The 16,283-nt window shown below is 40.3% G+C and carries 16 protein-coding genes and 1 tRNA gene; 11 read left to right on the forward strand and 6 right to left on the reverse strand.

What is annotated here, in order from left to right; all coding sequences use genetic code 11:
• The first annotated feature begins 17 nt into the window (after positions 1–17).
• Positions 18–89 (forward strand) — tRNA-Arg (locus HT725_RS08130).
• 225 nt (positions 90–314) lie between these two features.
• Here HT725_RS08130 and HT725_RS08135 read toward each other — a convergent pair.
• From HT725_RS08135 to HT725_RS08145, 3 genes are read right to left on the reverse strand one after another with little or no spacing between them, the layout of a single operon-like run.
• Entirely contained in the window at positions 315–1,313 is a 999-nt protein-coding gene (locus tag HT725_RS08135; protein WP_173219067.1) for an SAP domain-containing protein, read from the reverse strand.
• A gap of 42 nt (positions 1,314–1,355) precedes the next feature.
• Entirely contained in the window at positions 1,356–2,162 is an 807-nt protein-coding gene (gene yidA / locus HT725_RS08140; RefSeq protein WP_000023518.1) for a sugar-phosphatase, read from the reverse strand.
• 12 nt (positions 2,163–2,174) lie between these two features.
• A complete protein-coding gene (locus tag HT725_RS08145; protein WP_173253372.1) occupies positions 2,175–3,479 on the reverse strand; it encodes an HD domain-containing protein in 1,305 nt (434 codons plus the stop codon).
• 71 nt (positions 3,480–3,550) lie between these two features.
• Between HT725_RS08145 and HT725_RS08150 the strand changes: the two genes are divergently transcribed.
• The 3 genes from HT725_RS08150 (at position 3,551) to ffh (ending at position 5,934) form a co-directional block, all read left to right on the forward strand.
• A complete protein-coding gene (locus tag HT725_RS08150; RefSeq protein WP_078374381.1) occupies positions 3,551–3,928 on the forward strand; it encodes a DUF1934 domain-containing protein in 378 nt (125 codons plus the stop codon).
• A 90-nt stretch (positions 3,929–4,018) separates the two neighbouring features.
• Entirely contained in the window at positions 4,019–4,351 is a 333-nt protein-coding gene (locus tag HT725_RS08155; protein ID WP_000402066.1) for a putative DNA-binding protein, read from the forward strand.
• An 11-nt stretch (positions 4,352–4,362) separates the two neighbouring features.
• Positions 4,363–5,934 (forward strand): signal recognition particle protein, encoded by a 1,572-nt coding sequence (ffh, locus tag HT725_RS08160; protein ID WP_112445211.1) that lies wholly within the window; start codon positions 4,363–4,365, stop codon positions 5,932–5,934.
• A 190-nt stretch (positions 5,935–6,124) separates the two neighbouring features.
• On the opposite strand, the gene HT725_RS08165 is transcribed toward ffh, so the two are convergent.
• On the reverse strand, positions 6,125–7,408 hold the full coding sequence (locus HT725_RS08165) for a solute carrier family 23 protein (protein ID WP_173214156.1): 1,284 nt from the start codon (positions 7,406–7,408) through the stop codon (positions 6,125–6,127).
• A gap of 204 nt (positions 7,409–7,612) precedes the next feature.
• On the reverse strand, positions 7,613–8,326 hold the full coding sequence (rsmG, locus tag HT725_RS08170) for a 16S rRNA (guanine(527)-N(7))-methyltransferase RsmG (protein WP_173253373.1): 714 nt from the start codon (positions 8,324–8,326) through the stop codon (positions 7,613–7,615).
• A gap of 93 nt (positions 8,327–8,419) precedes the next feature.
• On the opposite strand from rsmG, the gene HT725_RS08175 reads away from it, so the two are divergent.
• On the forward strand, positions 8,420–8,980 hold the full coding sequence (locus tag HT725_RS08175) for a LemA family protein (protein ID WP_050234186.1): 561 nt from the start codon (positions 8,420–8,422) through the stop codon (positions 8,978–8,980).
• Position 8,981: 1 nt separating this feature from the next.
• Complete coding sequence (gene htpX, locus HT725_RS08180; protein WP_173219055.1) at positions 8,982–9,881, forward strand: zinc metalloprotease HtpX; 900 nt, start codon at positions 8,982–8,984, stop codon at positions 9,879–9,881.
• A gap of 148 nt (positions 9,882–10,029) precedes the next feature.
• On the opposite strand, the gene HT725_RS08185 is transcribed toward htpX, so the two are convergent.
• Positions 10,030–11,589 (reverse strand): ATP-binding cassette domain-containing protein, encoded by a 1,560-nt coding sequence (locus tag HT725_RS08185; protein ID WP_173219052.1) that lies wholly within the window; start codon positions 11,587–11,589, stop codon positions 10,030–10,032.
• Between the two features lie 449 nt (positions 11,590–12,038).
• Here HT725_RS08185 and HT725_RS08190 point away from each other — a divergent pair, with 449 nt between their 5' ends.
• From HT725_RS08190 to HT725_RS08210, 5 genes are all read left to right on the forward strand, one after another.
• A complete protein-coding gene (locus HT725_RS08190) occupies positions 12,039–12,581 on the forward strand; it encodes a DUF177 domain-containing protein (RefSeq protein ID WP_173253374.1) in 543 nt (180 codons plus the stop codon).
• Positions 12,581–13,210, forward strand: coding sequence for an endonuclease III (gene nth / locus HT725_RS08195; protein ID WP_088791027.1), 630 nt, complete (start codon positions 12,581–12,583; stop codon positions 13,208–13,210). Before HT725_RS08190 ends, nth begins: the two co-directional genes overlap by 1 nt.
• Before the next feature lie 210 nt (positions 13,211–13,420).
• The gene (pyrR, locus tag HT725_RS08200; RefSeq protein WP_088791028.1) at positions 13,421–13,942 is read left to right on the forward strand and encodes a bifunctional pyr operon transcriptional regulator/uracil phosphoribosyltransferase PyrR; all 522 of its coding nucleotides are present in this window, start codon (positions 13,421–13,423) and stop codon (positions 13,940–13,942) included.
• An 18-nt stretch (positions 13,943–13,960) separates the two neighbouring features.
• Positions 13,961–14,884 carry an aspartate carbamoyltransferase catalytic subunit gene (locus HT725_RS08205; protein WP_088791029.1) on the forward strand — a complete coding sequence of 308 codons (924 nt, stop codon included), beginning with the start codon at positions 13,961–13,963 and terminating at the stop codon, positions 14,882–14,884.
• Between the two features lie 49 nt (positions 14,885–14,933).
• Positions 14,934–16,013 carry a carbamoyl phosphate synthase small subunit gene (locus HT725_RS08210; protein ID WP_088791030.1) on the forward strand — a complete coding sequence of 360 codons (1,080 nt, stop codon included), beginning with the start codon at positions 14,934–14,936 and terminating at the stop codon, positions 16,011–16,013.
• Positions 16,014–16,283 lie beyond the last annotated feature (270 nt).

A 16,283-nucleotide genomic window follows, 5' to 3' on the forward strand; every position in this document is an offset into this window, starting at 1 on the left:
AGCAGAGTTTTTATCTAGCCCCCTTAGTTCAATGGATATAACAACTCCCTCCTAAGGAGTAGTTGCAGGTTCGATTCCTGCAGGGGGCATGTAATTAGATATCAAAGAAGTTTGTCAAAAAGTCTTTGATATTAAAAGAACGCATAATATAGGGGATTTATGTACTGACCCCCAAAAGTTAGATTTTTTCTGTCTAACTTTTGGGGTGCAGTTCATTATCTCCATAATATTATGCGTTTTATTATTGAAAAATTTGGGCAATCATCAGATAAAATTGAGACTATATCGAGTATATAAATGTTTGTATAATCAATTTATTCAAAATCGTCAAGTTCTAAATTATTTAAAGGACTATAACATTCATATTTCTTTAAGTAATTGTTTATTTCTTCAGCAGTAGAACAAGGTAAATTAACTCTTAAATAGTCAATATCTTCTTTAGATAAAAAATGATTTGCATTCAAAATTGAGAAGCGAAATAATGCTTCATCAAAAGCAAAATCATAATCGTCATCAGATAATGATTCCATTAATGTTTGAATATGTTTTAGTGAGTAGTCAGGTATCGAATCGGGATAATATACTGGATAATCAGTGACTGAAAAATTGTTTTCTAATCCTGAACTAGTAATTATCAAAGATTCTATGTAATATATTAAAGAATGTTTAATATTACCTTCTTGTTCCAAATGTCTTCCTTGAGCCTTTCGTGTGTTAGATAAACATCCAAAATCTCCTGATACAGTATTCCTATGAGCTTGTTTATTTAAAAGACTCCATTTTATATCACCAAAAGTTGCTTTAAAAGAGATATTATTTTTTTCTTTACAATAATCTTCCATAGTTATGTCTTTATCATAGTATGCTTTGATATAGTCACTATGTTCGATAATAAGATTTTGTGCTTCTTTTGTTAGTTTAAATTCGAACGGAATATCTAATTTGTCAACGTTGATATTATTAATTATTCTTGTAATTAATTCTGCTTTTTTTCCAGAAGTAGGTAAATTATGTTTAGATAATATAGTTTTTAATTCTACTACTTTAAGATATGATAAAGTCTTATTTTTAGTGAAGTATCCTAATTTGTATAATTGATTGTGTGTAGATTCAGGGTCAATTTGAAGAGAGTATTTAAAATATCTTGGGAAATTATAATTTCTCCCTGTTTTTTGAGTCCAATCTATGAGTATGAGTTGCCCAGGAGTAAGGCCGCACTCTAATTTGTTTAGGTAAAAATTGTTACAATCAGAATTTGTGTCTCTATTATGATTATTTTGTTTTAAATTAAATAGTTTGCTAAAAAAATTCATTGGATTTTATTGCTAATCAATTCTTATTGAAAAATGATACTTTTACAGTACCCATGTTCGGATGGCGTGGGCAACGCCGGATTCGTCATTTGTTTTAGTGATGTATTTGGCGATTTTTTTGATTTCTGGATTTCCATTTTCCATGACAACGGGGTTTCCAACGACTTCCAGCATGGCACGGTCATTTTCTTCGTCACCGATTGCCATGGTTTCATCTTTGGTCAATCCGAGTTTTTCAGCCAAGTGAGTAATAGCTGAACCCTTGTCTACATTCTTTTTAAGGAGTTCGAGGTAGAAAGGAGCAGATTTGTTGATAGAGTAGTGCTCGTAAAATTCGGCTGGTATTTTTTCAATCGCAGCATCGAGAATTTCTGGTTCATCGATGAACATACACTTGACAATTTCCTTGCCAGCCATTTCTTCAGGGGTACGGTAGAAGATAGGCATGCTGACGAGGGTTGATTCGTGTACAGTGTATTTTCCGATATTGCGATTTGCAGTATAGATACCGTCCTTGGTAATGGCATGCATGTGGACACCGAGCTTGCGACTGAGGAATTCCATATCCAGATAATCCTCATAGGTCAAGGATTCGCTGATAATCTCATGGCCAGTAGCAGTTTCTTGGACAAGGGCACCATTGAAGGTCACCACATAGTCACCTTGGTCTCTCAACTGCAAGTCGTCCAGAAGTTTGGCAACACCTGCGATGGGGCGGCCAGTTGCAATCACGACTTTGACACCAGCTTCTTTGGCATCTTGGATGGCAGAAAAGACTTCAGGAGTGATTTCCTTTTGGCTGTTGACTAGGGTTCCGTCAATATCGACGGCGATTAGTTTAATACTCATAAATTTCCTCTTTTAGTTTTTATTTGGGGTAAAATGATCGTTCTCAATCAAGTGTAAAAATTGCTGGGTGATGCTTGCGAAGATGCTGTTTTGGTCTAACATTTCTTTCGGGAAATAAAAGCGATTATCTCCGTGGCGACTTCCAGCAAGGGATTGGACGATAGGGGACAGGCTAGAGAGTTCTGCCAGTTCTCCATTTTTTTGTAAAATCTCAATCTGTGTCCTTGGATTTTCAGATTCGGGACGGTAAATATCATAAGGGAGGTCAAAGTTCTTATGAATGGCAGTATAGTAGTCGGGATCAAAGCCGATGTCCTCAACCAATTTTCTCATGCTAGCGAGTTGGTCTTGGTCTTCTTGTGAAAAGGTAATGGATTTAAAGACCTTGCGGTTGACAAAGCGATGCGATAAATCTGCAAGAATCTTGTCAGGACTGGTCATCCAAAGCTGGAAGTAGGTATTCATCACGCCATCATCCAGAGCCAGATAGTCAGTCAAGGTCACATTTTTTTCGAAGAAAGGCAGGAGGTGTGGAGAAGTTCGGGCAAAGAAATCCTTGTCCTCAGGATAGAGTTCCTTGGCGCGTTTGAGAAGATTCTGTAGGAGAACTTCCATGGCGCGTGTTGCTGGGTGGAAATAAACCTGCATATACATCTGGTAGCGACTGAGGACGTAGTCTTCGATGGCATGCATGCCATTGCGCTGAAAGGCAATACCGTTTTCGACAGGACGAATGACTCGGAGAATTCGAGTTAGGTCAAATTCCCCATAAGATGCTCCTGTAAAATAGGAGTCGCGCAAGAGATAGTCCATGCGGTCTGCATCAATCTGACTGGAAATGAGTTGCACAACCTGCTTGTTAGGGTAGGTATGGTCTATGACACTGGCAACTTTTTCTGGGAAATCGGGCGCTACTTGTAGTAAGACTTGGTGAATCTCTGTCTCAGGACTTTGAATAATCTCCTGAGTAATGGCTTCGTGGTCTGTATCAAAGAGATGTTCAAAAGTATGGGAGTAGGCACCATGCCCAAGGTCATGTAGGAGAGCAGCTGTCATGGTCAAGAGAGACTCGGCAGGATTCCATTCCTCAGGATATTTTTCTTCGAAAATCTCTGTGATGCGTCGTGCAATTTCATAGACTCCTAGACAGTGAGAGAAGCGACTGTGTTCTCCACCGTGGAAGGTATAACTGGAAGTCCCCAGTTGCTTGATTCGACGCAAACGCTGAAATTCTTTTGTATTGATCAAGTCATAGATGATTTGATTATTGACATGGATGTAGTTGTGAACTGGGTCACGGAATACTTTTTCGTTCATATGACCATTATAGCAAAATCCTGCTCTTTTTGGTAAAATAGTAGGACAAGAGACAAGAAAGAGGACTTGATGTGAAGATTCGGATGCGAAATACGATTCAGTTTGATGAACAGTTGGAAGTGATTGACCAGCTTTATGATGTTGAAGTGCATGAAAAGGGAGATTATAGCTACCTGCTTTTCTATAATGAGGAAAAGGAAAAAGTAGTGATTAAATTCCATGGTCAAGAACTGGTGATGAGCCGTTTTTCAAATCCCAAGACCATTATGCGCTTTCTAAAAAATAGCGATAGTTTAGCCTATATTCCCACACCTATGGGCATGCAGGAGTTTGTCATCCAAACGAGCCATTATCAAGTTGATGGGCAAAAGATTGAACTAGATTATCAGCTACAAAATCAAGAGGGACATCCCTTTGCCAGCTATCAATTGGAAATTACTTGGGGCTAGGATTATGTCTTTTTCAAATTTAGCTAGCTATCTTCTTGGAGCGGCTTCCTAGTGTGGTAGATTAGGCTAATTTTTGGTATAATAAAAGTTATGGAAATTGAAAAAACCAATCGTATGAATGCGCTCTTTGAATTTTATGCGGCGCTTTTGACAGATAAGCAAATGAATTATATCGAACTCTACTATGCTGATGATTACAGCCTTGCTGAGATTGCAGAAGAGTTTGGTGTCAGTCGTCAGGCTGTCTATGATAATATCAAGCGGACAGAAAAGATTCTGGAAGATTATGAGATGAAATTGCACATGTACTCGGACTACATTGTCCGCAGTCAGATTTTTGATCAGATTTTGGAGCGCTATCCCAAGGATGACTTTCTGCAAGAGCAGATAGAAATTTTAACAAGCATTGATAATAGAGAATAAGAGGAAGAAAAATGGCATTTGAAAGTTTAACAGAACGTTTGCAAAACGTCTTTAAAAATCTACGTAAAAAAGGAAAAATCTCTGAATCTGATGTCCAAGAGGCAACCAAAGAAATTCGCTTGGCCTTGCTTGAGGCCGACGTTGCCTTGCCTGTTGTAAAGGACTTTATCAAGAAAGTTCGTGAGCGTGCAGTCGGGCATGAGGTCATTGATACCCTTAATCCTGCTCAACAGATTATTAAAATTGTAGATGAGGAACTGACAGCTGTTTTAGGTTCTGATACGGCAGAAATTATCAAGTCACCTAAGATTCCTACCATCATCATGATGGTTGGTTTGCAGGGGGCTGGTAAAACAACCTTTGCAGGTAAATTGGCTAACAAACTCAAGAAAGAAGAAAATGCCCGTCCCTTGATGATTGCGGCGGATATTTATCGCCCTGCTGCTATTGATCAGCTTAAGACCTTGGGACAACAGATTGATGTGCCTGTCTTCGCTCTTGGAACAGAGGTTCCAGCTGTGGAGATTGTACGTCAAGGTTTGGAACAAGCCCAAGCTAATCATAATGACTATGTCTTGATTGATACGGCAGGTCGTTTGCAGATTGATGAGCTTCTGATGAATGAGCTTCGCGATGTGAAAACACTAGCTCAACCAAATGAAATTTTGCTCGTCGTTGATGCCATGATTGGTCAAGAAGCGGCCAATGTTGCGCGTGAGTTTAATGCTCAGTTGGAAGTGACTGGGGTCATCCTTACCAAGATTGATGGGGACACTCGTGGTGGTGCTGCTCTATCTGTTCGTCATATTACTGGAAAACCAATCAAGTTCACTGGTACAGGTGAAAAGATTACGGACATTGAAACCTTCCACCCAGATCGCATGTCTAGCCGTATCCTTGGTATGGGGGATATGCTCACTTTGATTGAGAAAGCTTCTCAAGAATACGATGAGCAAAAAGCCCTTGAAATGGCTGAGAAGATGCGTGAAAACACCTTTGATTTCAATGATTTCATCGATCAATTGGATCAGGTGCAAAACATGGGGCCAATGGAAGACTTGCTCAAGATGATTCCAGGTATGGCCAACAATCCAGCCCTTCAAAACATGAAGGTAGATGAGCGCCAGATTGCGCGCAAACGTGCCATTGTGTCTTCCATGACACCTGAAGAACGTGAAAATCCAGATTTGTTAAATCCGAGCCGTCGCCGTCGTATCGCAGCTGGTTCTGGAAATACCTTTGTCGAAGTTAATAAATTCATCAAAGACTTTAACCAGGCTAAACAGCTCATGCAGGGAGTCATGTCTGGTGATATGAACAAGATGATGAAGCAGATGGGAATCAATCCAAACAACCTTCCAAAAAATATGCCAAATATGGGAGGAATGGATATGTCTGCCCTTGAAGGAATGATGGGACAAGGCGGTATGCCTGACCTGTCAGCTCTCGGAGGGGCAGGAATGCCAGATATGAGCCAAATGTTTGGTGGCGGACTAAAAGGTAAAATCGGTGAATTTGCCATGAAACAGTCTATGAAACGCATGGCTAACAAAATGAAAAAAGCGAAGAAGAAACGTAAGTAAGACAAGAGATTGATGCAAATCTCATTTGATGAGAAAATGAAGTAAAAATTTCTATGATAAAACGTATAGTATCAAGGTTTTAGAATACCTGATATTATACGTTTTTTGATTTTAACAATTTACAGATATTTGTATTATAGTGTACGAAAAAATCCACTCAGTTGTCTGAGCGGATTTGGTGTTTAGACATTTAATCTTTATTTTCGTATGGTAAGATCAAGTTCAAGATGATTCCTGTCATAGCTGATAGGGCAGTACCTGAAAGGGTAACTGGACCAAGTTTAAGGATAGCTCCTCCAAGTCCAAGGACCAACATAGCACTTGCGATGATCAGGTTTCGCATTTGAGCGAAATCAACACGTTCTTTAATCAAAACTTTCAAACCGTTGCTGGCGATAACTCCGTAGAGAAGGATTGACATACCACCAAGTACAGCATTTGGAATGGTTGAAATCAAGGCAGTGAATTTACCAAGGAAGCTAAGGGCAATCGCGATGAAGGCAGCGTTACGGATAACTGAGACAGAAGCGATACGAGTCATACCGATAACCCCAGTATTTTCTCCGTAAGTTGTATTGGCTGGTCCACCAAGGAAGGCAGAAACAGAAGTTGCGATACCGTCACCAAGAAGAGTACGGTGAAGACCTGGTTCTTTCAAGAATTGACGGCCACAGATTTGACCCAAAACAGTATGGTCTCCGATATGTTCAGAAATTGTTACGATAGCAATTGGTAAGATGGCGATGGTTTCTGGCCCAAAGTAAAGATTGTACTCTTTAAAGGCACCACCTGTGCTAAATGGCAAGTAGAAACCAGGAATCTCGAACCAGTTAGCTTTAAGAACTGGTGTAAAATCAACCAAGCCAAGAGTTAGTGCGAAGAGGTAACCACCGATAATGGCAAAGAGGAAAGGAATGATTCGTAGGAAGCCTTTTCCTTTTGTATTGATAAAGGCAGCAATCAAGAACGTAACAACGGCTACAAGAGCATTTTTCCAATTTCCGTCTGCTACAAGACCTGCATTGGTAACAGCTGAACCTGCAAGTCCAAGACCGATAACGATGATCATAGGACCGATAATGATTGGTGGCAAGAGTTTATCAATCCATTTTGTTCCTACAAATCGGATGCTGGTAGCAACAAGGACATATACCAAACCAGTCAAGATAACCCCTGTTTGAGCAGCAGATACATCACCACCCATTTCTTTCATAGCAAGTGACATTGCTGTGATAAAGGCAAATGAAGAACCTAGATAAACTGGAACTTTAAAACCAGTAGCAATCATGTAGATGAGTGTTCCAACACCTGAAGCAAAAAGGGCAACAGATACAGGCATTCCCAAAATCAATGGTACCAAGATGGTCGCTCCAAACATGGCGAAAACGTGTTGGAAACTAAGGAGAATTCCTTTTCCAGCTGAAGGACGTTGGTCAACGTCTAGTAACAAATCAACAGTTGATTCTTGTTTCATATAAACCTCACTTTTGGGCATCAAAAAAGAGCCCATTATTTTACAGCAATAGGCCCTCAGAGTAAGACTTCTCTAAAATCTAGACTTTAAAGAGTTTTAAATATTTCTGCGTCTTCGTCACCTCACGGGATGACATTAAAAACCTTTGCTTGTGATAGTATAGCAAAAATTACAAACTTTGTAAATATTTTTTTACTAAAAAGATTAAAGTGGGCGTTTATTGGGCATGCCAGCCTTACGTGGATATTTATTTGGTGTTTCCTTTTTCTTTTCTACCACTGTGATGTAGCGCGGATCTCCATTTGGTAGGGCGTAACTGAGATTATCTTCGACCTTACTAAAGAGGAGGTTGAGAGCATTCTTAGCTTCTAACAACTCCTCAGGCGCATTGCTGGCCTTGAGTGCCAGTAGTTTTCCTCCAACTTTAAGGTAGGGAATGGTCAATTCAGACAAAACCTGCATACGGGCAACCGCACGAGCTGTTACAAAATCATATTGAGCACGGAAGTTCTTGTCTTGAGCCAAGTCTTCTGCACGTCCATGATAGAAATGAACACCGTCCAAATCAAGTTCTTGAGCCAAGAGTTGTAGGAAGTTGATGCGCTTATTGAGTGAATCAATAATGGTCACATCAAGCTGAGGATAGAGGATTTTCATTGGTAGACTAGGAAATCCTGCCCCAGCTCCAATATCAAGAAGTTTGATAGTTTCATTGGGAATCAAGCCTTGAAGAATGGGTGCAATCGAATCATAAAAATGTTTGAGATAAACTTCTTCCTTGTCTGTAATAGCTGTTAGATTAATCTTTTCATTCCATTCAACTAATAGCTCAAAATAACGTTCAAATTGTTTTTTTTGCTGGTCCGACAGTGGAAAATTTTGCTCGGCAAGCAAGTTGTAAAATGTTTCTGGTTTCATAGTTATTTCCTTCTTTAGTATCATCTTATTTTACCACAATCATTAAAAATTTGATATACTGGTACTAATCTAAAAGTAGAAAGGACTTATATAATGACTTGGATTATTCTTGGAGTTATCGCTCTTATTGTTATTTTTGTAATTGTTAGCTATAACGGTTTGGTTAAGAATCGTATGCAAACAAAGGAGGCCTGGAGCCAAATTGATGTTCAGTTGAAACGTCGAAATGACCTTTTGCCAAACTTGATTGAAACTGTAAAAGGTTATGCCAAATATGAAGGTTCTACCCTTGAAAAGGTGGCAGAACTACGTAACCAAGTGGCGGCAGCGACTTCACCATCAGAAGCTATGAAAGCTAGTGATGCCCTTACACGTCAAGTTTCAGGTATTTTTGCAGTTGCAGAAAGCTACCCAGACTTGAAAGCTAGTGCCAACTTTGTTAAATTGCAAGAGGAGTTGACAAACACAGAAAATAAAATTTCTTATTCTCGACAACTCTATAACAGTGTTGTCAGCAACTACAATGTAAAATTAGAAACTTTCCCAAGCAATATTATCGCTGGAATGTTTGGATTTAAAGCAGCAGATTTCCTTCAAACACCAGAAGAGGAAAAGGCAGTTCCTAAGGTTGATTTTAGCGGTTTAGGTGACTAAGATGTTGTTTGATCAAATTGCAAGCAATAAACGAAAAACATGGATTTTGTTGCTGGTATTTTTCCTACTCTTAGCTCTTGTTGGCTATGCAGTTGGTTACCTTTTTATGCGGTCTGGGCTTGGTGGTTTGGTTATCGCGCTGATTATCGGCTTTATCTATGCCTTGTCCATGATTTTTCAATCGACAGAGATTGTCATGTCCATGAATGGAGCGCGTGAGGTTGATGAGCAAACGGCACCAGACCTCTACCATGTAGTAGAAGATATGGCTATGGTCGCTCAGATTCCTATGCCTCGTGTTTTCATCATTGATGATCCAGCCTTAAATGCCTTTGCGACAGGTTCTAACCCTCAAAATGCGGCGGTTGCTGCGACTTCAGGTCTCCTAGCTATCATGAATCGTGAAGAACTAGAAGCTGTTATGGGACATGAAGTCAGTCATATTCGTAATTACGATATCCGCATTTCGACTATTGCTGTTGCCCTGGCCAGTGCTATCACTATGCTTTCTAGTATGGCAGGTCGTATGATGTGGTGGGGTGGTGCAGGTCGCAGACGAAGTGACGATGACCGAGATGGAAATGGCTTAGAAATCATTATGCTAGTGCTCTCCCTACTTGCAATTGTGCTGGCACCTCTCGCTGCAACCTTAGTGCAACTAGCTATTTCTCGTCAGAGGGAATTCCTAGCTGATGCTTCCAGTGTTGAGTTGACGCGCAATCCGCAAGGAATGATCAATGCTCTACGTAAGTTAGACAATAGTAAACCCATGAGTCGTCCTGTTGATGATGCCAGCAGTGCACTTTATATCAATGATCCCAAGAAAGGGGGAGGATTCCAAAAACTATTTTATACCCACCCACCTATCGCAGAGCGGATTGAACGTTTGAAACATATGTAAAATGAAGGCTGGGAAAAAGCCTTTAAAGTCTGAAAAACGCATAATATCAGGTGTGAAAACTTGATATTATGCGTTTTATTATGGGAAGATTTACTTCTTTTTCTCCTAAAATTGTGTTTTTGCCCCACCTATCTGCTATGTTGAAAATTTATAAATCTTCTAAATTAACTATCTCCAAACCGTGTTCTGTTAAGCGATAGATGATTGAACAGACCTCTTTTAAGAAACGACGGTCATGTGAAACAGTTATGAGACCACCTGGATAGGTTGCAAAGAGTTTTCTGATTTGGGGTTGAGAAGTGGGAGAAAAGTTTCGTGTGGGCTCATCCAGAAGGAGAAAGTTTGGTTTTCGTAGCACTAAATCCAAAAGCAGGAGTTTTCCCTGTTGTCCGCCAGATAAGGAGCGAATTTGATGTTGCATTTCTGGATAACTGAAATTGAGACTTGCTAAGTGAGATTGGATTTTTTGTAGTTCCTCTTTTTCTCCAGTTTTGCTGAGGTAAGCTATTGGTGATAAATTCAATTGCAGTTTTTTATGGTAATCTTGTGGCATATAACCAAGCGAAATCTCTCTTTTATCATTAAGAAGTTGCTGTAACTTGGCTAACAGAGTTGATTTTCCAATACCATTTGGGCCGATGATACCAATTTTTTCTTGGCCATGGACAGTTAGTTGTAGTTCCTGAGCCAAAACACGGTCGTCAATGGACAAATTTTCTTTTTCCAGTTGGATTAAGACTTTAGATGCCGGTAATGGCTGTATATCTGAGAAAAAAAGTCTAATTTCTTCCTCTTCAAGTGGTTTTTGGGTCATGGACTGAGCTGTCTTTTCAAAGCGTTTTTCTTGAGAGAGAACATTTTTCATCTTTTTAGCCAATAGGCGACCTGCAGTACTGTCTTTAGTAGCTCGAAGCGCAGTTTCTACATTTTGCTTGACTCGTCGATGTTTTTCCATAGTTTTATCGTAGGTTCTTTGGTCGTTAGCAGCTTGCTGGCTTTGTCTGGCAAAATTAGCCTTTCTCTGCTCACTATAGCGATCATAGTCTAAATGCTCTACTAGCGTTTCTGCTTCTTTACGGTGTTTGACCAGTCGCAAGTGAACAATAGTGTCTGCCGTTTCAGAAAGAAAGTCCTCATCATGGGAGATGAAAATAGCAGTTTGCCGAATCTTTTGAATCTGACTTTTTAGCCAATCAACCGTCTCAAGGTCTAGGTCATTTGAAGGTTCATCTAAAAATAGAATCTCAAAGGGTTTGGCTAACTCATGGATGAGCTGAATTTTCAAAGCTTCACCCCCTGATAGACTGCCAATCTCTTGGTCGCTTGCGAAACGATTGCTATCAAAATGCAATTCCTCAGCCAAACGATAGAGGATACTGTAGTCTAAATCAATAGAATCTAAAAAGAAGTAGTCGTGTAGAGTTTTCTTTTTCAGCTCCTCGGGGAGTTTTTGAGGAATGTAGGCTAGTGATTGATGGTCAGACTGGATGTCTCCCCTGATAGTGAAATCAGGCAAAGCTTCCCCCATTAAAGTTTTAAGTAAGGTTGATTTGCCATTTCCTTCCTCTCCAATAATAGCTACCTTTTCCCCATCCTGGATGGTCATGCTTAGATCAGAGACAAGGTCTCGTAAATCTTTGTTTTGTGTGATGGTCAGGTGATTGATTTTTATCATATGATTGCCCTTTCTAGAATGTCCATAGTGCATAACAAAAAGCTCTACTTTACCTAGTAGAGCCCAAAGTCTATGTCAAAAAAACTCTATGAAAATGCCAGAAAAAAGAGCATAAAAGAGCACACAAAAAGAGACAAAAACAAGATCTACTAAATAAAGGTTCTTTATTTGATAGACTTAGTTGTTCATGTCTCCCTTACCTCCGAGTATTAGTATCTTTATACTATACCTTTAAGGAAATTTTGTCAACAGAAAACTGGAAATTCTATGCTCTAAAATCCGTGTGGTAGGCATTAGTAATGAGTTCTTTGTCTTCCATGTGAGTATCTTCCTTGCTCTGATGTATTCTTGCCTATAGTATAGAACTAAAAAAATGACATAGTAAACATGTTAAAAACTCGAATGTTAATTACAAAGTTTGCTGTGCTGATTTGTAGCCTTTTCATGGTATAATCAAGAGAGTAAATCTTTATGGAGGAAGTATGAAATTAAATATTCAAGAAATTCGTAAGCAGTCTGAAGGCTTGCATTTTGAACAAGCGTTAGATTTAGTTGCTGACCTACGTGCACGTAATCAAGAAATTTTAGATGTAAAAGATATCCTTGCAGTTGGGAAAGTCCAATATGAAGACCGTATGTATTTCTTAGATTATCAGTTGTCTTATACCATTGTCCTTGCTTCAAGTCGTAGTATGGAGCCAGTTGAGTTGGCTGAATCTTATCCAGTCACAGAAGTTTTCATGGAAGGCGCAACTAACCAGCTAGATCAAGAAGTTTTAGACGATGATTTGGTCTTGCCTATCGAAAATGGAGAACTTGACCTTGCTGAGAGCGTGTCAGACAATATCCTACTAAACATTCCTAGCAAGGTCTTGACGGCTGAAGAAGAAGCTGGTCAAGGTTTTGTGTCAGGAAATGACTGGCAAATCATGACAGAAGAAGAATACCAAGCCCAACAAGCGGTTAAGAAAGAAGAAAACAGTCCTTTTGCTGGCTTACAAGGACTATTTGATGGAGACGAATAATGGTCTTGTCAAAAAAACGCGCACGAAAGGTGCTAGAAGAAATTATTGCTCTTTTTCCAGATGCCAAGCCCAGTCTTGATTTTACCAATCATTTTGAACTACTAGTTGCGGTCATGTTGTCAGCTCAGACAACAGATGCAGCGGTAAATAAGGCCACACCAGGTCTCTTTGCTGCCTTTCCAACGCCACAAGCCATGTCTGTGGCGACAGAGGGTGAGATTGCTTCACATATTTCTCGCCTGGGACTGTATCGGAATAAGGCTAAATTCCTTAAAAAATGTGCCCAACAGTTACTAGACGATTTTTATGGCCAAGTTCCTCAAACACGTGAGGAATTAGAGAGTTTGGCAGGTGTTGGTCGCAAGACAGCCAATGTTGTTATGAGTGTAGGATTTGGGATTCCAGCTTTTGCAGTGGATACTCATGTAGAGCGTATTTGCAAACACCACGATATCGTCAAAAAATCAGCGACACCACTTGAGGTGGAAAAGCGGGTCATGGATATCTTGCCGCCTGAGCAGTGGTTAGCAGCTCATCAGGCCATGATTTATTTTGGAAGAGCCATTTGCCATCCTAAAAATCCAGAGTGTGACCAGTACCCACAGTTATATGATTTTAGCAATTTATAAGATGGGGTTTCAAAAGTTTTTGCTTGATTTTAGGCTCGCTTTGTGCTATAGTAATTGATAATTAAATATTCCTTTAAACCTGTCCCGTGAGGCAGGCAAGGAGCGTGATAAAGTAGAAGGGTGAAGTCTATACTGTTTGTAGTAGGGCTTACTTAGCTATACATTTCAAGTCTCCTTGTTTAAGGAGACTTTTCTTTTTGGAGGTTTGTCATGAAGACAAAAGAAGTTGTAGACGAATTGACCGTCAAACGAGCGATTACGCGTATTACTTATGAGATTATCGAACGCAACAAAGATTTGAATAAAATCGTCTTGGCTGGTATTAAAACTCGCGGTGTCTTTATCGCCTACCGAATCCAAGAACGTTTGGAGCAGCTAGAAAATCTTTCAGTTCCTGTTGTGGAATTAGATACTAAACCTTTCCGTGATGATGTTAAAAGTGGAGAAGATACTTCTTTGGTTTCTGTAGATGTGACAGACCGTGAAGTTATCTTGGTGGATGATGTGCTTTATACAGGCCGTACCATCCGCGCTGCTATTGATAATATTGTAGGTCATGGTCGTCCTGCGCGCGTGAGTTTAGCAGTTCTAGTCGATCGTGGACATAGAGAATTGCCAATCCGTCCAGATTACGTTGGAAAAAATATCCCAACTAGTCGTTCTGAAGAAATCATCGTAGAGATGGCAGAACTTGATGGCCAAGACAGAGTTCTGATTACTGAAGAAGCTTAGAAAGCTAAAGGAGTAGCCATGTCAGAAAATCAACAAGCATTGAACCATGTGGTGTCCATGGAAGACCTCACTGTCGATCAAGTGATGAAATTGATCAAGCGAGGAATTGAGTTTAAAAATGGAGCCCAGCTTCCTTATGAAGACCATCCGATTGTTTCCAATCTTTTCTTTGAGGATTCTACACGGACGCATAAGTCCTTTGAAGTGGCAGAGATTAAACTGGGGCTGGAACGACTTGACTTTGATGTGAAGACTAGTTCGGTTAATAAGGGTGAGACACTTTATGATACCATTTTGACTTTGTCTGCTTTAGGAGTGGATGTCTGTGTGATTCGCCACCCAGAGGTTGACTACTACAGAGAGTTGATTGCTAGTCCTACGATTACGACTTCCATCATCAATGGTGGAGATGGTTCGGGCCAACACCCTAGCCAGAGCTTGCTTGATTTGATGACTATTTATGAGGAATTTAGTCACTTTGAGGGTCTCAAGGTTGCGATTGCAGGTGACTTGGACCACTCGCGCGTTGCCAAATCTAATATGCAGATTTTGAAACGCTTGGGAGCTGAACTCTTTTTCGCTGGACCTGAGGAATGGAGAAGTCAAGAGTTTGCAGACTATGGACAGTTTGTAACCATTGATGAAATCATTGATCAGGTGGATGTCATGATGTTTCTTCGTGTGCAACATGAACGTCATGATAGTGGAGCTGTCTTTTCAAAAGAAGACTACCATACCCAACATGGCTTGACTCAAGAACGTTACGATCGTTTGAAAGAAACAGCAATCCTCATGCACCCAGCTCCAGTCAACCGTGATGTAGAAATTGCAGACCATTTGGTTGAAGCACCAAAATCACGGATTGTCCAACAAATGACCAATGGTGTCTTTGTTCGAATGGCAATCTTAGAATCCGTACTGGCGAGTAGAAACGCCAACTAAAACACAAGACGTTAAAAGACGCCAGTGAGCGTCCACGAGAGGTGAGAATATGACAAAAAGACTTCTAGTATTAGAAGATGGCACAGTTTTTGAAGGCAAGGCCTTCGGAGCAGATATTGATGTAACAGGCGAAATCGTCTTTAATACAGGGATGACCGGCTACCAAGAATCCATTACAGACCAGTCTTATAATGGACAAATCTTGACCTTTACTTATCCTTTGGTAGGAAATTATGGAATCAACCGTGATGACTACGAATCCATTATTCCAACTTGTAAGGGAGTCGTTGTTTTTGAAGAAGCGCGTAGAGCAAGCAACTGGCGCAACCAAATGACCTTGGATGAATTTTTGAAAGCCAAGAAAATTCCAGGTATTTCAGGAATTGATACGCGTGCCCTTACCAAGATTATCCGTAAGCATGGTACCATGCGTGCAACCTTGACCCATGTTGGGGATAGCATGGACCATGTGACGGACCAGCTGCAAGCAACAGTCTTGCCGACAGACAATATCAAACAAGTTTCTACTAAAACTTCCTATCCAGCTCCAGGAGTTGGTTTGAGCGTGGTTCTAGTGGACTTTGGTCTCAAGCACTCAATCCTACGTGAACTTTCTAAACGCAACTGTAACGTGACCGTGGTTCCATACACGACAACGGCTGAAGAAATTCTCCATCTTAATCCTGACGGAGTGATGTTGTCAAATGGGCCAGGTAACCCAGAAGACGTTCCACAAGCACTGAACATGATTCGTGGTGTGCAAGGGAAAATCCCAATCTTTGGTATTTGTATGGGGCATCAACTCTTTGCAATGGCAAATGGTGCTAAGACCTACAAGATGAAATTTGGACACCGTGGATTCAACCATGCGGTACGCGAAATTGCTACAGGACGTGTAGATTTTACAAGTCAAAACCATGGTTATGCAGTTAGCCGTGAGGATTTGCCAGAACACTTGATTATCACCCACGAAGAAATCAATGACAAGTCAGTTGAAGGTGTGCGTCACAGATACCAACCTGCTTTCTCTGTCCAATACCACCCAGACGCAGCTCCTGGTCCTCATGATGCAAGCTACCTATTTGACGAGTTTATCGAGATGATGGAAGCTTTTAAACAATCAAACTAAGAACGAGTAAAAGCTCGTCGGAGAATTTATGTAACTGAACACGGACGGAAAGCTCGGAATTTAGAGAAACCAACTGGGATTGTCAATCCTTCCTTGGTTTCCTAAAATTCAATCGCTTTCTATTCGTCCTTTGTATCTTATTTAATGGCAACCCGAGAGTTGCCGAGTAGAAAGGCAGGTCGTTTCTTTTAGTCGCTATCAGGCGAACTAAAAACTCCCTGCACTAGATTTTTTATCGAAAAATATCGTTTCGCTAAAAAATTGTCGGAG

Source organism: Streptococcus sp. 2579 (genome assembly GCF_013277195.1).
Taxonomy (GTDB): Bacteria; Bacillota; Bacilli; order Lactobacillales; family Streptococcaceae; genus Streptococcus.